Origin of the sequence: Pseudomonas sp. SORT22, from assembly GCF_018417635.1 — a bacterium.
Taxonomy (GTDB): Bacteria; Pseudomonadota; Gammaproteobacteria; order Pseudomonadales; family Pseudomonadaceae; genus Aquipseudomonas.
In genome coordinates this window covers 899,982-919,073 of sequence record NZ_CP071007.1, presented here as the reverse complement: position 1 = coordinate 919,073, position 19,092 = coordinate 899,982, and the positions used below count along the sequence as shown (strand labels likewise).

At 63.2% G+C, this 19,092-nt stretch carries 14 protein-coding genes and 1 other RNA gene; 11 read left to right on the top strand and 4 right to left on the bottom strand.

The window, feature by feature from the left end; all coding sequences use genetic code 11:
- Positions 1-217: 217 nt before the first annotated feature.
- The 7 genes from JYG36_RS04365 (at position 218) to JYG36_RS04335 (ending at position 8,270) form a co-directional block, all read left to right on the top strand.
- Positions 218-1,885 (top strand): lactate permease LctP family transporter, encoded by a 1,668-nt coding sequence (locus JYG36_RS04365; protein WP_093379286.1) that lies wholly within the window; start codon positions 218-220, stop codon positions 1,883-1,885.
- 67 nt (positions 1,886-1,952) lie between these two features.
- A complete protein-coding gene (lldD, locus tag JYG36_RS04360) occupies positions 1,953-3,098 on the top strand; it encodes an FMN-dependent L-lactate dehydrogenase LldD (protein ID WP_045199765.1) in 1,146 nt (381 codons plus the stop codon).
- 78 nt (positions 3,099-3,176) lie between these two features.
- The gene (locus JYG36_RS04355) at positions 3,177-5,987 is read left to right on the top strand and encodes an FAD-binding and (Fe-S)-binding domain-containing protein (RefSeq protein WP_213603198.1); all 2,811 of its coding nucleotides are present in this window, start codon (positions 3,177-3,179) and stop codon (positions 5,985-5,987) included.
- Positions 5,988-6,061: 74 nt separating this feature from the next.
- Positions 6,062-6,340, top strand: coding sequence for a PA2433 domain-containing protein (locus tag JYG36_RS04350; RefSeq protein ID WP_045199770.1), 279 nt, complete (start codon positions 6,062-6,064; stop codon positions 6,338-6,340).
- A 104-nt stretch (positions 6,341-6,444) separates the two neighbouring features.
- Positions 6,445-6,836: a transfer-messenger RNA gene (gene ssrA, locus JYG36_RS04345) on the top strand.
- Positions 6,837-7,053: 217 nt separating this feature from the next.
- Positions 7,054-7,833 (top strand): class I SAM-dependent methyltransferase, encoded by a 780-nt coding sequence (locus JYG36_RS04340; RefSeq protein WP_045199772.1) that lies wholly within the window; start codon positions 7,054-7,056, stop codon positions 7,831-7,833.
- A 26-nt stretch (positions 7,834-7,859) separates the two neighbouring features.
- Positions 7,860-8,270 carry a DUF4952 domain-containing protein gene (locus tag JYG36_RS04335; RefSeq protein WP_213603197.1) on the top strand — a complete coding sequence of 137 codons (411 nt, stop codon included), beginning with the start codon at positions 7,860-7,862 and terminating at the stop codon, positions 8,268-8,270.
- Between the two features lie 7 nt (positions 8,271-8,277).
- Here JYG36_RS04335 and ydiJ read toward each other — a convergent pair whose 3' ends face one another.
- Complete coding sequence (gene ydiJ / locus JYG36_RS04330) at positions 8,278-11,298, bottom strand: D-2-hydroxyglutarate dehydrogenase YdiJ (protein ID WP_213603196.1); 3,021 nt, start codon at positions 11,296-11,298, stop codon at positions 8,278-8,280.
- A 159-nt stretch (positions 11,299-11,457) separates the two neighbouring features.
- On the opposite strand from ydiJ, the gene JYG36_RS04325 reads away from it, so the two are divergent.
- On the top strand, positions 11,458-12,342 hold the full coding sequence (locus JYG36_RS04325; RefSeq protein ID WP_213603194.1) for a LysR substrate-binding domain-containing protein: 885 nt from the start codon (positions 11,458-11,460) through the stop codon (positions 12,340-12,342).
- 9 nt (positions 12,343-12,351) lie between these two features.
- On the opposite strand, the gene JYG36_RS04320 is transcribed toward JYG36_RS04325, so the two are convergent.
- Positions 12,352-13,362, bottom strand: coding sequence for a zinc-dependent alcohol dehydrogenase family protein (locus JYG36_RS04320; RefSeq protein WP_045199781.1), 1,011 nt, complete (start codon positions 13,360-13,362; stop codon positions 12,352-12,354).
- Positions 13,363-13,502: 140 nt separating this feature from the next.
- On the opposite strand from JYG36_RS04320, the gene JYG36_RS04315 reads away from it, so the two are divergent.
- From JYG36_RS04315 to JYG36_RS04305, 3 genes are all read left to right on the top strand, one after another.
- Positions 13,503-14,003, top strand: coding sequence for a sigma-70 family RNA polymerase sigma factor (locus tag JYG36_RS04315; RefSeq protein WP_045199783.1), 501 nt, complete (start codon positions 13,503-13,505; stop codon positions 14,001-14,003).
- 1 nt (position 14,004) lies between these two features.
- Positions 14,005-14,952 (top strand): FecR domain-containing protein, encoded by a 948-nt coding sequence (locus tag JYG36_RS04310; protein ID WP_093379264.1) that lies wholly within the window; start codon positions 14,005-14,007, stop codon positions 14,950-14,952.
- Between the two features lie 106 nt (positions 14,953-15,058).
- On the top strand, positions 15,059-17,530 hold the full coding sequence (locus tag JYG36_RS04305) for a TonB-dependent siderophore receptor (RefSeq protein WP_093379261.1): 2,472 nt from the start codon (positions 15,059-15,061) through the stop codon (positions 17,528-17,530).
- Between the two features lie 72 nt (positions 17,531-17,602).
- Here JYG36_RS04305 and JYG36_RS04300 read toward each other — a convergent pair whose 3' ends face one another.
- Both JYG36_RS04300 and tesB read right to left on the bottom strand, forming a co-directional pair.
- Positions 17,603-18,196 carry an HAD family hydrolase gene (locus tag JYG36_RS04300; protein ID WP_123565149.1) on the bottom strand — a complete coding sequence of 198 codons (594 nt, stop codon included), beginning with the start codon at positions 18,194-18,196 and terminating at the stop codon, positions 17,603-17,605.
- On the bottom strand, positions 18,193-19,062 hold the full coding sequence (gene tesB / locus JYG36_RS04295) for an acyl-CoA thioesterase II (protein ID WP_045199789.1): 870 nt from the start codon (positions 19,060-19,062) through the stop codon (positions 18,193-18,195). Before tesB ends, JYG36_RS04300 begins: the two co-directional genes overlap by 4 nt.
- Positions 19,063-19,092 lie beyond the last annotated feature (30 nt).

Below are 19,092 nucleotides of genomic sequence, written 5' to 3'. Positions count from 1 at the left end.
TCTATTCTGGCGCATCCGCGACCCGCCGACACTAATCAGTTGGCAAATTTCCCTGCCGTTCAGGCCCGCTCCCCTTCAACCATCCCAAGAAAAGTTTCCTGGGACAAATTGACACAGCCACTTCGAGGCTTTTAACCTAGCGCCTCGACATTGTAAATTGGTCTTACCAATTATCCAATGCCAGTGCCTGACCAACAACAATTAGGGGCCACCCCATATGCAAACCTGGCAACAGCTTTACAGTCCGCTTGGTAGTCTTGGCCTGTCCGCGCTCGCGGCAGTCATCCCGATCGTGTTCTTTTTCCTCGCGCTGGCGGTGTTCCGCCTCAAGGGTCACGTGGCTGGCAGCATCACGCTGGGCCTGTCGATCCTGGTGGCGATCTTTGCTTTCCAGATGCCTGCCGACATGGCCCTTGCCGCCGCCGGATACGGCTTTGCCTATGGCCTGTGGCCGATTGCCTGGATCATTGTCGCCGCAGTGTTCCTGTACAAGCTGACGGTCAAGAGCGGCCAGTTCGAAGTGATCCGCAGCTCGGTGCTGTCGATTACCGACGACCAGCGCCTGCAGGTGCTGTTGATCGGTTTCTGCTTCGGCGCCTTCCTTGAAGGTGCGGCAGGCTTCGGCGCCCCGGTGGCGATCACCGCCGCCCTGCTCGTGGGCCTGGGCTTCAACCCGCTGTACGCCGCCGGCCTGTGCCTGATCGCCAACACCGCGCCTGTGGCCTTCGGCGCCCTGGGCATCCCGATCATCGTGGCCGGCCAGGTCACCGGTATCGATGCGTTCAAGATCGGCGCCATGACCGGCCGCCAGCTGCCCTTGCTGTCGCTATTCGTACCGTTCTGGCTGGTGTTCATGATGGACGGCCTGCGCGGCGTCAAAGAGACCTGGCCAGCCGCCCTGGTGGCCGGCCTGAGCTTTGCCGTGACCCAGTACTTCACCTCGAACTTCATTGGCCCGGAACTGCCGGACATCACCTCGGCCCTGGCCAGCCTGATTTCCCTGACCCTGTTCCTCAAGGTCTGGCAGCCCAAGCGTTCGTTCGCCGCCGCCCCCGGTAGTGTTGGCGCCGCTGTGGTACAGAGCGGTGGCAGCCAGCCTTCGCCGTACAGCTTCGGCGAGATCTTCAAAGCCTGGTCGCCGTTCCTGATCCTCACCGTGCTGGTCACCATCTGGACCCTCAAGCCGTTCAAGGCCGCTTTCGCCGCCGGTGGCTCGATGTACAGCTGGGTATTCAACTTCGCCATCCCGCACCTTGACCAACTGGTGATCAAGACCGCACCGATCGTCGCCACCCCGACGGCGATCCCGGCGGTGTTCAAGCTCGACCCGATTTCTGCCACCGGTACCGCGATTTTCTTCTCGGCGCTGATCTCGATGCTGGTGCTGAAGATCAATTTCAAAACTGGTCTGACCACTTTGAAAGAGACCTTCTTCGAACTGCGCTGGCCGATCCTGTCGATCGGCATGGTCCTGGCCTTTGCCTTCGTCACCAACTACTCGGGCATGTCGTCGACCATGGCCCTGGTACTGGCCGGCACTGGCGCGGCGTTCCCGTTCTTCTCGCCGTTCCTCGGCTGGCTGGGCGTGTTCCTGACCGGTTCCGATACTTCGTCGAACGCCCTGTTCAGCTCGCTGCAGGCCACCACCGCGCACCAGATCGGGGTCAACGACACCCTGCTGGTGGCCGCCAACACCAGCGGCGGCGTGACTGGCAAAATGATTTCGCCGCAGTCGATCGCCGTGGCCTGCGCCGCTACCGGCCTGGTCGGCAAAGAGTCGGACCTGTTCCGCTTCACCCTCAAGCACAGCTTGTTCTTCGCCACTATCGTTGGCCTGATCACCTTGATCCAGGCTTATTGGCTGACCGGCATGCTGGTTCACTAAAGTGTCAGGGGCCGGGCGCGTTGTGGTGCGCCCGGCAGCTCCCCTTCACCCAACGCTGCGAGACCCCATGATCATTTCTGCCGCTACCGATTACCGCGCAGCAGCCCAACGCAAGCTGCCGCCATTCCTGTTCCACTACGCCGACGGCGGTGCCTACGCCGAGCACACGCTGCGCCACAACGTCGAAGACCTGGCCGGCATCGCCCTGCGCCAGCGCGTATTGAAGAACATGTCCGAGCTGAGCCTCGAGACCCAGCTGTTCAACGAAACCCTGAGCATGCCGGTGGCCCTGGCGCCGGTCGGCCTGACCGGCATGTACGCACGCCGCGGCGAAGTCCAGGCGGCGCGGGCGGCAGCGGCCAAAGGCATTCCGTTCACCCTGTCGACGGTGTCGGTGTGCCCGATCGAAGAAGTGGCGCCGGCCATTGACCGGCCGATGTGGTTCCAGCTCTATGTGCTCAAGGATCGCGGCTTCATGCGCAACGCCCTGGAGCGCGCCAAGGCCGCTGGCGTTACCACCCTGGTGTTCACCGTGGACATGCCGGTGCCCGGCGCCCGCTACCGCGATGCGCACTCCGGCATGAGCGGCCCGAACGCGCCGCTGCGCCGCGTCTGGCAGGCCATGACCCACCCGCAGTGGGCCGTGGATGTCGGCCTGCTGGGCAAACCCCATGACTTGGGCAACATCTCCGCCTACCGCGGCAGCCCCACGGGGCTGGCCGATTACATCGGCTGGCTGGGCGCCAATTTCGACCCGTCGATTTCCTGGAAAGACCTTGAGTGGATCCGCGAATTCTGGGAAGGCCCGATGGTGATCAAGGGCATCCTCGACCCGCAAGATGCCAAGGACGCCGTGAAGTTCGGCGCCGACGGCATCGTCGTCTCCAACCACGGCGGCCGCCAGCTCGATGGCGTGCTGTCGAGTGCCCGCGCCCTGCCGGCGATTGCCGACGCGGTCAAAGGCGATCTGAAGATTCTCGCCGACTCCGGCATCCGCAGCGGCCTGGACGTGGTGCGCATGATCGCCCTGGGCGCCGACACCGTGTTGATCGGCCGTGCATTCCTCTACGCCCTGGCCACCGCCGGTGAAGCCGGGGTGAAGAACCTGCTGGAGCTGTTCGAAAAAGAAATGCGCGTGGCCATGGTGCTGACAGGCGCCAAATCGATCAGCGAAATCACCCGCGACTCGCTGGTCCGCGAACTGGGTGCCTGATAGCCGCGCCTTCGAATCACCGCCTGATTGACCGGGGCACGCGGCGCACCAGACGCCACGGCCCCGCGAGGAGATTGCATGAGTCTGCCCGCCGCGTTTCTCGACTCGGTAGCACGCCTGATACCCGCCGAGCGCCGTTTCGACGACCCGCTGTCGACCCTGGCTTTCGGCACCGATGCCAGCTTCTACCGGCTGATTCCCAAACTGGTGATACGGGTCGAATCCGAAGATGAAGTGGTCGCCCTGCTCAAGCTGGCCCAGCGCGAGCGCGTGCCGGTCACCTTCCGCGCCGCCGGCACCAGCCTGTCCGGCCAGGCCATCAGCGATTCGGTGCTGATCGTGCTCGGCGATAACTGGAACGGCCGCGAGATTCGCCACCAGGGCCAGCAGATCCGTCTGCAACCGGGCGTGATCGGCGCCCAGGCCAATGCCTGGCTGGCCCCGTTCGGGCGCAAGATCGGCCCGGACCCGGCCTCGATCAACGCCTGCAAGATTGGCGGTATCGTCGCCAACAATGCCAGCGGCATGTGCTGCGGCACCGCGCAGAACACCTATCACACCCTGGCCGGCATGCGCCTGGTGCTGGCCGACGGCACGCGCCTGGACAGCGAAGACCCGGCCAGCGTCGCCGCCTTCGAACAGAGCCACGCCGACCTGCTCGATAAGCTCGCGCGCCTGGCCCGGGACACCCGCGCCAACACTGAGCTAGCCGCCAGAATTCGCCACAAGTACCGCCTGAAGAACACCACCGGCCTGTCGCTCAATGCCCTGATCGACTATGACCAGCCGCTGGATATCCTCAGCCACCTGCTGGTCGGCTCCGAGGGCACCCTGGGCTTTATCAGTGCCGTGACCTACGACACGGTGATCGATCACCCGAACAAAGCCTCGGCACTGATCGTCTTCCCGGATGTAGAAACCTGCTGCAACGCCGTTACCGTACTCAAAAGCCAACCGGTATCGGCGGTGGAACTGCTCGACCGACGTAGCCTGCGCTCGGTGCAGGACAAGCCCGGGATGCCGGCCTTCGTCCAGCAACTGTCCGATGGCGCCTGCGCACTTTTGATCGAATCCCGCGCAGCAACCCAGGCGCTGCTGCACGAACAACTGGCGCAGATCATGGCCTCGCTGGCCAGCTTCCCGGTGGAGAAGCAAGTCGACTTCACCGAGGACGCCAAGGAGAACGCCAAGCTCTGGGCCATCCGCAAGGACACCTTCCCGGCCGTTGGCGCGGTGCGCAAGACCGGCACCACGGTGATCATCGAAGACGTGACCTTCCCGGTCGAGCAACTGGCCATCGGCGTCAATCGCCTGATTGCGCTGTTCGACAAACATCACTATGACGAGGCGATCCTGTTCGGCCATGCCCTGGAAGGCAACCTGCACTTCGTCTTCACCCAGGGCTTCAACAGCGCCGAAGAGGTCGCGCGTTACCAGGCCTTCATGGACGACGTGGCGCAACTGGTGGCGGTCGAATTCGGCGGCTCGCTCAAGGCCGAACACGGCACCGGGCGCAACATGGCGCCCTTTGTCGAGCTGGAATGGGGCAGCGATGCCTACCAGTTGATGTGGCAGCTCAAGCGCCTGCTCGACCCCAATGGCATTCTCAACCCGGACGTGGTGCTCAGCGAAGACCCGCAAATCCATCTGAAAAACCTCAAGCCGCTACCGGCGGCTGACGAGATCGTCGACAAGTGCATCGAATGCGGCTTCTGCGAGCCGGTCTGCCCGTCCAAGGGGCTGACCCTGAGCCCGCGCCAGCGCATCGTCATGTGGCGCGATATCCAGGCGAAAAAACGCGCTGGCAGCGATACCCGCGAGCTGGAACGCAACTACCAGTACCAGGGCATCGACACCTGCGCCGCCACCGGCCTGTGCGCCCAACGCTGCCCGGTGGGTATCAATACCGGTGAGCTGGTGAAAAAGCTGCGCGGCCAGGCTGCCGAACACGTGAAGACTGCCGATTGGCTGGCTGACAATTTCCATACCGCCCTCAGTGGCGCGCGCCTTACCTTGCAAGCCGCCAACGGCGCCCGTCGCCTGCTTGGCGCGCCGCGCCTGAGTCGCCTGAGCGCCAGCCTCAGTAAGCTCAGCCACGGCCGAGTACCACAGTGGACGCCGGCCATGCCACAACCGCTAAAAGCGCTGCAGCTCAGCCCGGCCAGCAACGATGCGCGGCCCCGAGTCGTCTATCTGGCCGCCTGTGTTTCAAGGGTGATGGGTCCGGCGGCGGCGGATCGCGAGCAAACCTCGTTGCTGGACAAGACCCGCGCCCTGCTGGAAAAGGCCGGCTATCAAGTGGTATTCCCGGACAACCAGGACAACCTGTGCTGTGGCCAGCCGTTTGCTTCCAAGGGCTATGCCGAGCAGGCCGAGCACAAGCGCCAGGAGCTGATCAACGCCCTGCTGCACGCCAGCCGCGGCGGCCTTGACCCGATCTACTGCGATACCAGCCCGTGCACCTTGCGCCTGGTCCAGGATCTCGCCGAAACGCGCCTGGACCTGTATGACCCGGTGCGCTTCATCCGCACCCACCTGGTCGACAAATTGGAGTTCACCCCCCAGGACGAGCCGATCGCCGTACACGTGACCTGCAGCACCCAGCACCTGGGTGAAAGCCAGGCGCTGATCGACCTGGCGCGGCGTTGCAGCAAACAGGTGGTGATTCCCGAAGGCATCCATTGCTGCGGTTTTGCCGGTGACAAGGGCTTTACCACCCCGCAGCTCAATGCCCATTCGCTGCGCAGCCTCAAGGATGCGGTGCAGTACTGCAGCGAAGGCATCTCTACCAGCCGCACCTGCGAGATCGGCCTGTCGAACCATGGCGGGATCGATTATCACGGGCTGGTGTACCTGGTGGACCGGGTAACACGGGCGCGGGCTATCTGAACCTTTGTGAGAGCGGAGCAGTCCATCAAATTAGGCCCCCCTTTCCCGAGGCCTTCCCAGCCAAGGAGATTCACATGAAGCGTACTGCGATTTCCGGACTGTTCATTGCCGCCGCACTGCTTGCCTCCCCTGTGTTTGCGGAAGAAGACCTGTGCGCCCTAAACCTGCAGAAGATTGAAGATGCCACGGCTACCGCCGGAGCTACCTCCGAAGGTATGGACAACGCCGTGGCCGAGCATGTCAAGGACGCCAAGGCTGCCCAGGCAGCGGGTAACACGAAAGACTGCATTGCTATTACCAGCAAGACTCTGGAGCGCCTGGAGAAAACCGAGAAAGGCAGCAACGGCCAATAACCCGTCTGCCGGGCGATGTCAGACCAGCAGTCGACGTCGCCCGACCGATGGCGTATACTGGACCTCGAGCGTTGAAAAACGCTTACAGCTAGAGCGCAACACATGGGGCCGATTAGGATTCGACGCCGGTAGTGAAACTCTAGGTGCATGCCGAGTTGGTAACAGAACTCGTAAATCCACTGTTGCAACTTTCTATAGTTGCCAATGACGAAAACTACGAGGGTTACGCTCTCGCTGCGTAAGCAGCCGAGCCCGCTCTCCTGGTAGCTTCGGCTCCAGCAATCACTAGGGGATGCCTGTAAACCCGAAGTGATTGTCATACAGAACAGGATCGCCGTGCAGTACGTTGTGGACGAAGCGGCTAAAACTTACACAACTCGTCCAAAGCACCCTGCCCGTCGGGCGGCTGCGGATTAACTCAATAGACACGGCTAAGCATGTAGTACCGACAGCGGATCACTGGCGGACGGGGGTTCAAATCCCCCCGGTTCCACCAAATACGCAAAACGAAAAAGGCATCTGGCGCTTGCGCCGATGCCTTTTTTGTTGCCCGCAGAACCCTGACTGAACCCGCCTGTCGGCCATCGACACGCTGCGGACAAAACCGTGCTCATCCTATTGGCGCAGCGGTCGATAAACACCTGGAAGGACCGCCCCGTCTCGTATCCTTGTCGACTCCGGGGGGCCGCAACCACCACAGAACAGGAGCAGGCATGAAAGTCTGTATGACCCACCGCGAGACCTTCTACCACGTTCTCAAGGCAGTGTTTGACGCCTGCAATAAAAAGCCGGTCATCGCCGAGCTTGGCGTCTTGCGCGGGCAAAATGCGCTGAACCTCTATAACGCCCTCAGCCCTGAACAGATGGTCTTGATCGACAGCTGGAGCCCCTCGGCCACCGAAGCCTACAGCCCGTTCGACCAGCTGCCACCTTGGGTTGACCCTGTAGATAGCTATGATTACTACTATGGCGGCTCGCTTTATGACATGGCCACCTGGGACAACCTGTATGAAGAATGCCAGGGCAAATTCGCCGACAAGCCCAACGTCACCCTCATTCGCGCCGAGACGATCGACGCCATTCCTGAGATCCAGCCAAGAACCGGTATCGAGAAATTCGACCTGATCTACATTGATGCCAACCATCAATACGAGTACATCCTGCGCGACATGATGTACTACCAGGACCTGCTGGCCGATGATGGCTTCATGCTTCTCAACGATTGCTGCCATAGCCTGCAAGGCACCAAGCAGAACCTGGGTGTACTGGAAGCCCTCAGCAGCTTCCTCAAGCGTTCCGACTTCGTGCCTGTGGCCGTGACCAACACTGACTGGTCGGATGTCATCCTGGTCAAAAAGAACTCGATGATGCTGCAACTTGTGGACATCGCCATCACCAACTCGGATATCCCGTTCGTCGAAATCCCGCATCAACTGATGTCCGCCGCCCGGGTTGTTTACGGCAAGCAGCGCACCAACATCAGCTTTGCCTGATCCGGCGTACTTCAAGGACGAAACCATTGCGCCCATTGATTATCCTGACCCTGCTCCTGCTGTGCGGGTCGCTGCAGGCCGCACCTAAGTGCGAGGACTTCCTCGGCACATTGGGCGCGTACCCCAAGGGCATCCAGTACCAGGGCTGCCATCAGGACATCGAAGGACAGACGGCGCCCTTGATCGCGACCTACAAGGTCAGGGGCGACGAAGCAGCGGTGGCCGAGGCCCACCTGCAGCAAACCTATGGCATGGGCCGCCTGCAGTTTTTCTGCTGCATGTGGGACTCGCTGCGCCACTTCCACCGCGACCCACACAGCGGCATCAATTACCAAGTCCTCATGGCCTCCGAAGAGACGCTGGCCAACCAGCGCTCGCAGTGGGCACAGATCGAGTTCTTCTACATCACCGTCAGCGTCGATACCCTCGAGCCCTGAGCGGCCATCAGCCCTTGGCGAACTGCAGCAGCACCTCCAGCGGATGACGCAACTGGCGCTCAGCCATGCGCTTGACCTGGCTGCGGCAGGAATAACCGGTGGCCAATGCTTCCCCCGGTTTATCCAGCTTGCCGGCCCAGGATTGCTCGAAGATGGTCCGCGAGGTGTCCTGGTTGCGCGCTTCGTGGCCATAGGTACCCGACATGCCGCAGCAGCCGGTAGCCTCAGTAACGAGCTTCAGCCCCAGGCGGGCGAATACCTGTTCCCACTGACGGGTGCTGGCCGGCACGTTGGTTTTTTCGGTGCAGTGGGCCAGCAGGCGGAAGGTTTCGCTGGCGCCCGCAGCCTGTTCAGGCAGCACGTCGATCAACCATTCCTGCGGCAGCAGCACCTTCGGGCAATCGCTCAGGCCTTCGACCTTCTGGTATTCCTGGCGATACACCAGGGTCATGGCCGGATCGAGGCCGACCAGCGGCACGCCGCAATCGGCCAGGGCCTTGAGCTGGGTGGCGTTGCGAATCGCCGCTTTGCCAAAGGCTGCGAGGAAGCCCTGGACATGCAAGGGTTTGCCGTTGGCGCTGTAGGGCGCGAGGAACACCTTGTGACCCAGCCGATGGGCCAGTTCGATGAACGACGCCAGCAACGGTGTTTCGAAGTAGCGGGTGAAGGCATCCTGAACCAGAACGATGCTGCGCTCGCGCTGGGCAGGGGTCAGCTCGCGCAGCGCGGGTACGCTGGCCGCGCGCACGTTGCAGCGGGTCAAGGTGTTCTGCAGGTTGTAGCGGCTGATCAGCGGGCTGTCGAGCATGCCGACATGGCGCTCAAGCAGGCGGCTGACCCACTTCGAACCCATCACCGCGTTGTACAAGCCTGGCGCATAAGCCATGTAAGGAATGCTGAACTCCAGCGAACCGATCAGGTAGTCACGCAGCGGACGCTGATAGCGGCCGTGGTACAGCTCCAGAAAGCGTGAACGAAACTCCGGCACGTTGACCTTGATCGGACACTGCCCCGCGCAGGATTTGCACGCCAGGCAGCCGGCCATGGCTTCGTAGACTTCGTGGGAAAAGTCAGCCTCGCCACGGGAGCGGGCCTGGTTGTTGCGCAGGCGCTTGGGCAGCTCCTTGAGCCAGGAGGTCTTGTTCTTTGCCGCCGCCAGCACATCGATACTGGCCGCACCCTGCAGGCGCAACCATTCGCGGATCAGCGAGGCACGGCCCTTGGGCGAATGCTGGCGTTCGCGGGTGGCTTTCCACGATGGGCACATGGCGTCGTTGGGGTCGAAGTTGTAGCAGGCGCCGTTGCCGTTGCAGTGCACGGCGCTGCCAAAGCTCTGCCACACCCGCTCATCAATCTGCCGGTCAAAGTCGCCGCGCATCGGTGCTTCGTTGACCTTTATCAGACCCTGTTCGCTGTCCGGCGGGGTGCAGATCTTGCCGGGGTTGAGCTGATTGTAGGGGTCGAAGGCGCCCTTGAGCGATTGCAGCGCCGGGTACAGGGCGCCGAAGAAATCCGGCACGTATTCCGAACGCAGGCCCTTGCCGTGTTCGCCCCAGAGCAGGCCGCCGTAGCGATGGGTCAGCGCCGCCACGGCATCGGAAATCGGCTTGACCAGCGCCGCCTGGGCCGGATCTTTCATGTCCAGCGCCGGGCGCACGTGGAGCACGCCGGCATCGACGTGGCCGAACATGCCGTAGGCCAGGCCGTAGCTGTCGAGCAAGGCACGGAAATCGGCAATGTAGTCGGCCAGTTGCTCGGGCGGTACGGCGGTGTCTTCCACGAACGGCTGCGGGCGCACTTCGCCTTCAACGTTGCCAAGCAGGCCCACCGAGCGCTTGCGCATGGTGTAGACGCGGGTCACCGCTTCGGCGCCTTCAGCCAGGGTGTGGCCCAGGCGCTCGACGCCGGTATCGGCCTGCAGGTGGGCGACGAAGGCTTGCACCCGCGCGTTCACTTCGGCCGGATCATCACCACAGAACTCCACCAGGTTGATACCCAGGGTCGGGCGCTCGGCTTCGGCGGGGAAGTACTCGGCGACGCTGTGCCAGACGATGTCCTTCATCGCCAGCATCAGCACCTTGGAGTCCACCGTCTCGATCGACAGTGGCTTGTGCGCCATCAGCGCATTGGCATCGCGCAGGGCATCCATGAAGCTGCTGTAGCGTACGTTGACCAGCACGGCGTACTTGGGAATCGGCAGCACATTGAGCTTGGCCTCGACCAGGTAACCCAGCGAGCCTTCGGCACCGCACAGCACGCTGTTGAGGTTGAAGCGGCCCTGCTCGTCGCGCAGGTGCGCGAGGTCGTAGCCGGTCAGGCAGCGGTTGAGCTTGGGGAAGATGGTCTCGATCAGTTCGGCCTGGGTTTCCTGAATCTGCCGGGCCATGCGGTACACCTCACCGCTGCGGCCTTCTTGTGCACAAGCCTGCTCCAGCGCCTGGTCATCAATCGGCAGGCTGTGCAGGCGCTCGCCGCCGAGCAGCACACTGTGCAGTTCGAGCACGTGGTCGCGGGTCTTGCCGTAGGTGCAACTGCCCTGGCCGCTGGCATCGGTGTTGATCATGCCGCCGACGGTGGCGCGGTTGGAGGTCGACAGCTCCGGGGCGAAGAACAGCCCGTGGGGCTTGAGCGCTGCGTTGAGCTGGTCCTTGACCACCCCGGCCTGTACCCGCACCCAACGCTCCTCGACGTTGATCTCGAGAATGTTGTTCATGTGCCGCGACAGGTCGACGACGATGCCGTCGGTCAGCGACTGGCCGTTGGTGCCGGTGCCACCGCCGCGCGGGGTGAGCTTGATCTGGCGAAAGCGCGGTTCGGCCATCAGCGTAGCGACGCGGGCAACATCCTCGGCATCCAGCGGAAACACCGCCGCTTGCGGCAGGCGCTGGTAGATCGAGTTGTCGGTGGCGAGCACCGTGCGGGTGGCATAGTCGGCGCTGAACTGGCCACGGAAACCGCTGGCGCGCAGGGCGGCGAGAAAATCGGCATAGTCGCCAGCGGGGGCGCTGGTCGGCAACTGGGCGATCATCAAAGGATGGCCTCTTTAATTTGGCTAATCACGGGAATATCGGAACACTTGCTGGCTGAGCATAATTAGGTCAGCCTCAAGACACTGATATGCCAATGATCCCGGAGCGCGACGCTGCGGACAACTGGATATTTCTGCCGCTATCGATGACTTTTACGAATGAATTACCGCCATCTCACACCGTCCATGTCATTGCTGCTGGCGTTCGAAGCCGCCGCCCGGCATGAAAGCTATACCCGCGCCGCCACCGAGCTGTCGCTGACCCAAAGCGCGGTGAGCCGCCAGGTGCAGGCGCTGGAGCAGCAACTGGGCCTGACCCTGTTCCGCCGCGAAGGCCGCCAGGTGCGCCTGACCGATGTCGGCCGGCTGTATCAACGGGAGATGAGCGAAGCCCTTGGGCGCATTCGCAGCGCCACCTTGCAGGCCATGGCCTATCAGTCCGGCGAAGGCAGCCTGCGCCTGGCCACCCTGCCGACCTTCGGTTCCAAGTGGCTACTGCCGCGCCTGCATGAATTCTACAAATTGCACCCGGGCATGCTGGTGCACATCAATTCGCGCATCGAAGCCATCGATTTCGAAACCAGCGGCATCGACGCCGCCATTGTCGTCGGCAATGCCGATGTGCCCGGGCTGGTCGGTCATCGCCTGCATGCCGAAGAGTTGCTGGTGATTCTGTCGCCGGAGACTGCCGCCAGCCAGGCCGACTGGTCGCCGCCGCGCCTGCCTGAGCAATTACTGCTCAACGTGGCCAACAACCCCAACGCCTGGGGCGAGTGGTTTTCCCATCATGGCCTGGCGCACCGCAGCATGCGCCTGGGGCCAAGCTTCGAGCTGACCTCGCACCTGATCCAGGCGGTGCGCGCCGGCATCGGTATCGGCCTGGTGCCGCGCATCCTGGTGGCCGACGAGCTGGCCAGCGGGGAGCTGGTCAGCGTCGGCGCGCCGTTTGCCAGCCAGCGCAGCTATTACCTGATCTACCCGCCGCGCAACCAGTCGCTGCCGTCATTGGCGGCATTTCGCGGCTGGTTGCTGGGGCAGATCTGAGGCGCTGGCTCAGATGCTCAGGCAGATCTTGCCGAAGTGCTGGTTGCTTTCCTGGTAACGGAAGGCCTCGACGATCTGTTCCAGCTCGAAGGTCTTGTCGATCACCGGGCGCAGGCCATTGGCATCGATGGCGCGGACCATCGCCTGCTGCTGGGCGCGGCTGCCAACCAGCACACCCTGCAGGCGGATCTGCCGCACCAGCGCCTGGACCAGCGGCAGGTTGCCCGCCACGCCGGTAAGAATGCCGATCAGCGACACATGCCCGCCGATACGCGCGGCGATCATCGACTGCTCCAGGGTCGCCGGACCACCGACCTCGATCACGTGATCGACACCGCGGTTGGCGGTGAGCTGGCGTACTTTCTCGCCCCAGGCCGGGGTTTTGCGGTAGTTGATCAGGTGGTCGGCGCCCAGGGCCTTGAGGCGTTCGAGCTTGTCGTCGCTGGAGGACGTGGCGATCACCGTGGCCCCCGCCAGCTTGGCGAACTGCAGGGCGAAAATCGACACGCCACCGGTGCCTTGCACCAGCACGGTATCGCCCGGCTTGAGCGAGTCGTCGGCCATCAGCGCACGCCAGGCAGTCAGGCCGGCGGTAGTCAGGGTCGCCGCTTGCGCGTGGCTGTAGCCCTTGGGTGCATGAGTAAAGGACGTCGCGCGAGCGGTGACCTGTTCGCGGGCGTAACCATCGATGCCGTCGCCCGGAACGCTGGCGAAACCTTCGACCAACGGTTGGCCGTCCAGCCAGTCCGGGAAGAACGTACTGACCACCGAATCACCGACAGCGAACTCGTTGACGCCAGTGCCCACTGCGGTCACCACGCCAGCGCCATCGGCCATGGGAATACGCGGCGCAGTCGGCCCCCACATGCCGCTGACCACGGCGAAGTCGTGATAGTTGAGCGAGTTGGCATGCAGGCGCACGCTGATTTCGCCGGCTTGCGGGGCGGCTGCCTCGCGGGTGCCTACCTGCACCTTGTCGTAACCACCGCCGGTCTGGACGATAATGGCCCTGCTGGTCATGGAAACCTCCTGAGTCGATTCGGCAAATAGCTGACCAGTCTTCGCCCGACCCTGCCCCAGGTCAAGCACGAGCGCTTGCATAGTGCGCCAGCAAACCACAATAATGCGACTAATTATCAATTACTCGATATTGCCCCGCCATGCCCGCTCCCGATCATGCTGCCCTGCACGCGCTCTACAGCGAACATAACGGTTGGTTGAAAAACTGGCTGCGTACCCGCCTGGGCAATGCCGCCGATGCCGCCGACCTTGCCCAGGACACCTTTATCCGGGTATTGAATGCACGCAATGCAGACACCATTCGCGAGCCGCGCAGCTACCTGGGCGCCATCGCCCATGCGCTGATGATCGACAAGTTTCGCCGCAAGGCGCTTGAACAGGCCTATCTGGACGAACTGGCGCTGCGCCCGGAGCGGGTCGCCGAATCACCGGAAAGCCGCTTGCTGATCCTCGAAACCCTGCTGGCGGTGGACCAGATGCTCGATGGCCTGGGCGAGCGCACGCGCTCTATCTTCCTGGCCGTGCAACTCGAAGGCCTGAGCTATGTGGCTACCGCCGAACGCCTGGGGATATCGGTGACCACGGTGAAAAAACACCTGATCCGCGCCATGACCCACTGCCTGCTGCTCACGGACGACTGACATGGCCCAGCCGCTGGACTATCGCACCCTCGAAGCTGCCGCCACCTGGTACGTGCAGCTCAACGCCGCGCCGCCCAGCGCTGCGCAGTTGCAGGCCTGGCAAGACTGGTTGGGCAAGAACCAGGCCCATGCCCAGGCCTGGGCGCGGGTCGAAAAGCTGCAGCGCCAACTGGGCCGGCTGCCCGCTGATGTCGCCCTGCCGACGCTTGCCGGCGTGCGCGCCCGGCGCCGCGCCGTGCTCAAGACCCTGGCGCTGCTCGTGGCCGTTGGCGCAACCGGCTGGGCGGTACAACAAAGTACCCCGGGCCAGGCGTGGATGGCCGAGCTGCGCACCGGCAAGGGCCAGCGCCGCCAGGTGCGCCTGGACGATGGCAGCCAGCTTGAACTGAACACCGACAGTGCCGTGGATATCCGCTACGACAGCCAGCAACGCCTGCTGCGCCTGTACAGTGGTGAGATCATGGTGCAAACCGCCCCTGACAGCGCGGCGCGCCCGTTCATGGTCGAAACCGCCGAAGGCCGGGTGCGCGCCCTCGGCACGCGCTTCAACGTGCGTAGCGACAATGGCCTGAGCCGGGTCAGCGTGCTCGAACATGCGGTACAGGTGCGCCCGCTCGACCAGCCGCTGCTGATGCTGCGCCTGGAGGCCGGGCAAAGCGTCAGCTTCAACCGCACGCAGATTGCTGCCGCCAGCACCGCCCTGCCCGGCACCGGCGCCTGGACCCAGGGCATGCTGACCGTGATCGAATGGCGCCTGGCCGATTTCATCAGCGAACTGCGCCGCTACCGCCCCGGCGTGCTGCGCTGCGCCGAGGGCATCGCTGACCTGCGCCTGTCAGGTGCGTTTCGCATCGACGACACCGACACGATTCTGGAAAACCTCGGCGTGTCGTTGCCGGTCAGGGTGCGTTACATGACTCGCTACTGGGTCAGCATTGAAGCTGTCTGAAGAAATTTCGTACAAAGGGTTGCCGATTTTCATTCTCATTCGGCTACGCAGTTAAAGCGGCAAATTTCGACCGCCCCTCTGCCCAGCCAATCGAAGGAAATCCTGCATGACCCCGACTTGTCCGCGCGCCCCTCGCCCGCTGGTTCGCGCTGTCCACCTGGCGCTGTTCGGCCTGACCCTGGCACCGTTGCCGCTGCTCGCGCTGCTGCCGGCCCAGGCCATGGCGCAAAGCGCCAGCACCCAGTTCCAGATCGCCCCGGGCCCGCTGGGCACTACCCTGAGCCTGTTCGCCACCCGCGCCAACATCACCCTGTCGTTCGATGCGCGCCAGACTCAAGGCCAGCAGTCGGCCGGCCTGCACGGCACCTACTCGGTCGAGGAAGGCCTGGCGCGCCTGCTCAGCGGCACCGGCCTGCAGGCCCAGCGTCAGTCCAACGGCGGCTACGTGCTGGTGCCCGCCAATACTGGCGCGGCGATGGAACTGGGCGCCACCAGCATCAATGCTCAAGGCCTGGGTGAAACCACCGAGGGTACGCATTCCTACACTACCGCAGCGACCCGTACTGCGACCAAGCTGCCGTTGTCGATCCGCGAGACGCCACAAACCATCACCGTGGTTACCCGCCAGCAGATGGACGATCAGGGCGCCCAGAGTATTTCCGATGTGCTGCGCAATACCCCCGGCGTCTCGGCGCAAACCTATGACAGCGACCGCACCGAGTTCACCAGCCGCGGCCTGGTGATCACCAACTACCAGTACGACGGCGTCAACACCGTGTATGACGGGGTGTACGGTGAAGGTACCGCGCATGTCGACATGTCGATCTATGACCGTGTGGAGGTGCTCAAGGGCGCCACCGGCCTGATGACCGGCTCCGGCGACCCGTCGGCCACAGTCAACCTGATCCGCAAGAAACCGACCGCGCAGTTCCAGGGCTCGCTCACCGGCAGTGCCGGCAGCTGGGACAACTACCGCGGTGAAGTCGATGTCTCCGGTCCGATCAACAGCAGCGGTAGCGTGCGTGGGCGTTTCGTCAGCGCCCAGCAGGACAAGAAGGGCTACCAGGACCATTACCAGCAGAACAAAGAGGTGTACTACGGCATCCTCGAGGCCGACATCACCCCGGATACCCTGCTGACCGTCGGTATCGACCAGCAGACCACCACCCCGCGCGGCAGCTCCTGGACCGGCAACCCGGTGTACTACACCGACGGCGGTCGCACTGACTTCTCCCGCTCGTTCAACCCGGGCGCCGACTGGAGCCGCCGCGACTTCCAGAACCGCACCTACTTCGCCTCGCTGGAACAGGCGCTGGCCAACGACTGGTCGCTCAAGCTCAGCGTCAACCAGTTGCAGAGCGATCACGACACCCGCCTGGCCTCGGCCAGCGGTGGCGCGCCGGATCGCAATGGTGACGGCATGTACTTTTTCTGGGGCCGCTGGGAAGGCCACCGGGTGCAGAACAGTGCCGACCTGAATATCTCCGGCCCGTTCACCCTGTTCGGCCGCCAGCACGACCTGGTCGTCGGCCTTGACACCAACCATTCGCGCCAGACCGGCGCCACCTGGGACACCGGCGAATTTGGCACGGTGCCCGGCAGCATCTTTGACTGGGACGGTCACATCGGCGTGCCGGACTTCCCGAAAAACGGCAAGTACGAACAGAAGAAAAGCCAGAACGGCGCCTACATCGCCACCCGCCTGCACCCGACCGATGACTTTTCAGTCATCCTCGGCACCCGGGTCAGCACCTTCAAGTACAGCGACAATTACGACTACGACGGCCTGAACCCGAACTTTGCCGACAGCCAGGCCAGCTACAAGCAACACGGCGTGGTCACGCCCTACGCCGGAGTGGTCTATGACCTGAACGACACCTACTCGGTGTACGCCAGCTACACCTCGATCTACCAGCCACAGAGCAACAAAGACAGCAACGGTGCCACCCTCGACCCGGTCGAAGGCGACAGCTACGAAACCGGCCTGAAAGCGGCCTACTTCGACGGCAAGCTCAACGCCAGCCTGGCGCTGTTTCGCATCGAGCAGGACAACGTCGCCGAGTCGATCGGCACCAACCCTGCGACCAATGAGGGCATCTACAAGGCGACCAGTGGCGCCACCACACAGGGCATCGAGCTGGAAGTGGCTGGTGAGCTGCAGGAAGGCTGGAACCTCTCGGCCGGCTATACCTACGCGCGTTCACGCGATGCCGACGAGCAGCGAATCTATGGCTTCCCGATGAGCACCAGCAAACCTGAACACCTGGTGCGGCTGTTCACCACCTACCGCCTGCCGGGGGTGCTGGACAAGGTGACAGTGGGGGGTGGAATCAACTGGCAGAGCGCGTTTTACGGCAAGATCTACAACCGCTCGATCGAGGATTACAGCTTCATCAAGCAAGGCGGCTATACCCTGGTCGATCTGATGACCCGTTATCAATACAACGAGCAGCTGAGCTTCACGGTCAATGCCAACAACGTCTTCGACAAGCGCTACCTGACCGGGCTGGGCAACTTCGACACCACCTACTACGGTGATCCGCGCAATGTGATGCTGACGACGCGCTGGGAGTTCTGAGGCCCCATCGCGGGGCAAGCCCGCTCCTGCGCACCGAATGCAGGAGCGGGCTTGCCCCGCGATGAATTCAACTCAATTGTCGAGCATCACCTGCAACGCCCGGCAATCCGCTGCATGCCAGTCGGCCAGCTCTGGCCAGGGGTTATCCGGCAGGTTCACCAGAATCGTCCGCGCCCCCGCCGCCCGGCCGCAGTCCAGGTCAAAGCGGTAGTCGCCGACCATGACCATCTCGCTCGGCGTCACCGCCCAGGCGTCGGCCAGCTTCAGCAAGCCGCCAGGGTGTGGCTTGGGCGGTGCTTCATCACGCCCGACCACGTGCTCGACGGCAAAGCAGTCGGCCAGGCCGATTGCCTCAAGGGTGATATGCGCAAGCTCCCGGGCATTGCGGGTAAGGATACCCAGCTGGCAACCGCGCGCCGCCAGCTCGCGGACCAGCTCCACGGCACCGGTAGCCGGGCGTGAACCAATCGCCAGCTCACGTTCATGCTCCAGCAACCAGGCGTGCTTGGCTGCGGCTTCATCGGCCGGCAGGGCCGCCAGGTGGGTGAGGATGTCGTGGGTCTGGGGAATTTCCAGCGCCACCTTGATCGCGGCAAAATCATGCACGGCAACGGTCAGGGTGCCGTCCATGTCGAACACCCAGTGGCGAATCTGCTGCAGGCTCATTGCCAGTCCTGGCGATGACGAATCAGGCCTTCCTGGCACGACGAAGCCACCAGTTGCCCGGCCTGGTTGTAGATGTTGCCGCGGGCAAAACCACGGGCATTGCCGGCCCACGGGCTGTCCATGGCGTACAGCAGCCACTGGTCGGCGCGCAGGTTGCCGTGGAACCACAGCGCGTGGTCGAGGCTGGCGATCTGCATGTCCTTGTGCCACACCGATTTGCCATGGGGCAGCAGCGAGGTGGTCAACAGGCCAAAATCCGAGGCATAAGCGAGCATGTACTTGTGCAGCGCCGGCACGTCCGGCAGGTTGCCGTCAGCACGGAACCAGACGTACTTGACCGGCTCGCCGGGCTTGGGGTTGAACGGATCCTCGGCAGTTACCGGACGCATTTCGATCGGCTTGGCGCAGAGCATCTTGTCGCGAATGGCTTCAGGCAGGCGATCGGCCATGCGCTTGGCCAGCTCGACTTCCGACGGCAGGTTTTCCGGGCCGACCACCTTGGGCATCTGGCTCTGGTGCTCGAAGCCTTCCTCGTCGTACTGGAACGAGGCGCTGCAGGTGAAGATGGTCTTGCCCTTCTGGATCGCCGTCACCCGCCGGGTGCTGAAACTGCCACCATCGCGTACGCGGTCGACCGAATAGACCACCGGCATGCTGGCGTCGCCCGGGCGCAGGAAGTAGCCGTGCAGCGAGTGCACGTGGCGCGCCTCCTCGACCGTCTGGCTGGCCGCCGACAGCGACTGGCCCAGTACCTGCCCACCGTACAACTGACGAAAGCCCAGGTCCTGGCTTCGCCCGCGGAACAGGTTTTCCTCGATCGATTCCAGGCTCAACAGGTCAACCAGATCGTCCAACACGTGGCTCATTCAAGATTCTCCAAGGCAATGCGCAACTGC

What these genes read in the sequence shown, in the direction of transcription:
- JYG36_RS04300 (WP_123565149.1), bottom strand. Translation starts at nt 18,196, where the DNA reads ATGAGCCTGCAGCAGATTCGCCACTGGGTGTTCGACATGGACGGCACC.
- JYG36_RS04340 (WP_045199772.1), top strand. Translation starts at nt 7,054, where the DNA reads ATGAAAGTCTGTATGACCCACCGCGAGACCTTCTACCACGTTCTCAAG.
- JYG36_RS04365 (WP_093379286.1), top strand. Translation starts at nt 218, where the DNA reads ATGCAAACCTGGCAACAGCTTTACAGTCCGCTTGGTAGTCTTGGCCTG.
- JYG36_RS04305 (WP_093379261.1), top strand. Translation starts at nt 15,059, where the DNA reads ATGACCCCGACTTGTCCGCGCGCCCCTCGCCCGCTGGTTCGCGCTGTC.
- JYG36_RS04355 (WP_213603198.1), top strand. Translation starts at nt 3,177, where the DNA reads ATGAGTCTGCCCGCCGCGTTTCTCGACTCGGTAGCACGCCTGATACCC.
- lldD (WP_045199765.1), top strand. Translation starts at nt 1,953, where the DNA reads ATGATCATTTCTGCCGCTACCGATTACCGCGCAGCAGCCCAACGCAAG.
- JYG36_RS04310 (WP_093379264.1), top strand. Translation starts at nt 14,005, where the DNA reads ATGGCCCAGCCGCTGGACTATCGCACCCTCGAAGCTGCCGCCACCTGG.
- tesB (WP_045199789.1), bottom strand. Translation starts at nt 19,062, where the DNA reads ATGAGCCACGTGTTGGACGATCTGGTTGACCTGTTGAGCCTGGAATCG.
- JYG36_RS04315 (WP_045199783.1), top strand. Translation starts at nt 13,503, where the DNA reads ATGCCCGCTCCCGATCATGCTGCCCTGCACGCGCTCTACAGCGAACAT.
- JYG36_RS04320 (WP_045199781.1), bottom strand. Translation starts at nt 13,362, where the DNA reads ATGACCAGCAGGGCCATTATCGTCCAGACCGGCGGTGGTTACGACAAG.
- ydiJ (WP_213603196.1), bottom strand. Translation starts at nt 11,298, where the DNA reads ATGATCGCCCAGTTGCCGACCAGCGCCCCCGCTGGCGACTATGCCGAT.
- JYG36_RS04350 (WP_045199770.1), top strand. Translation starts at nt 6,062, where the DNA reads ATGAAGCGTACTGCGATTTCCGGACTGTTCATTGCCGCCGCACTGCTT.
- JYG36_RS04325 (WP_213603194.1), top strand. Translation starts at nt 11,458, where the DNA reads ATGAATTACCGCCATCTCACACCGTCCATGTCATTGCTGCTGGCGTTC.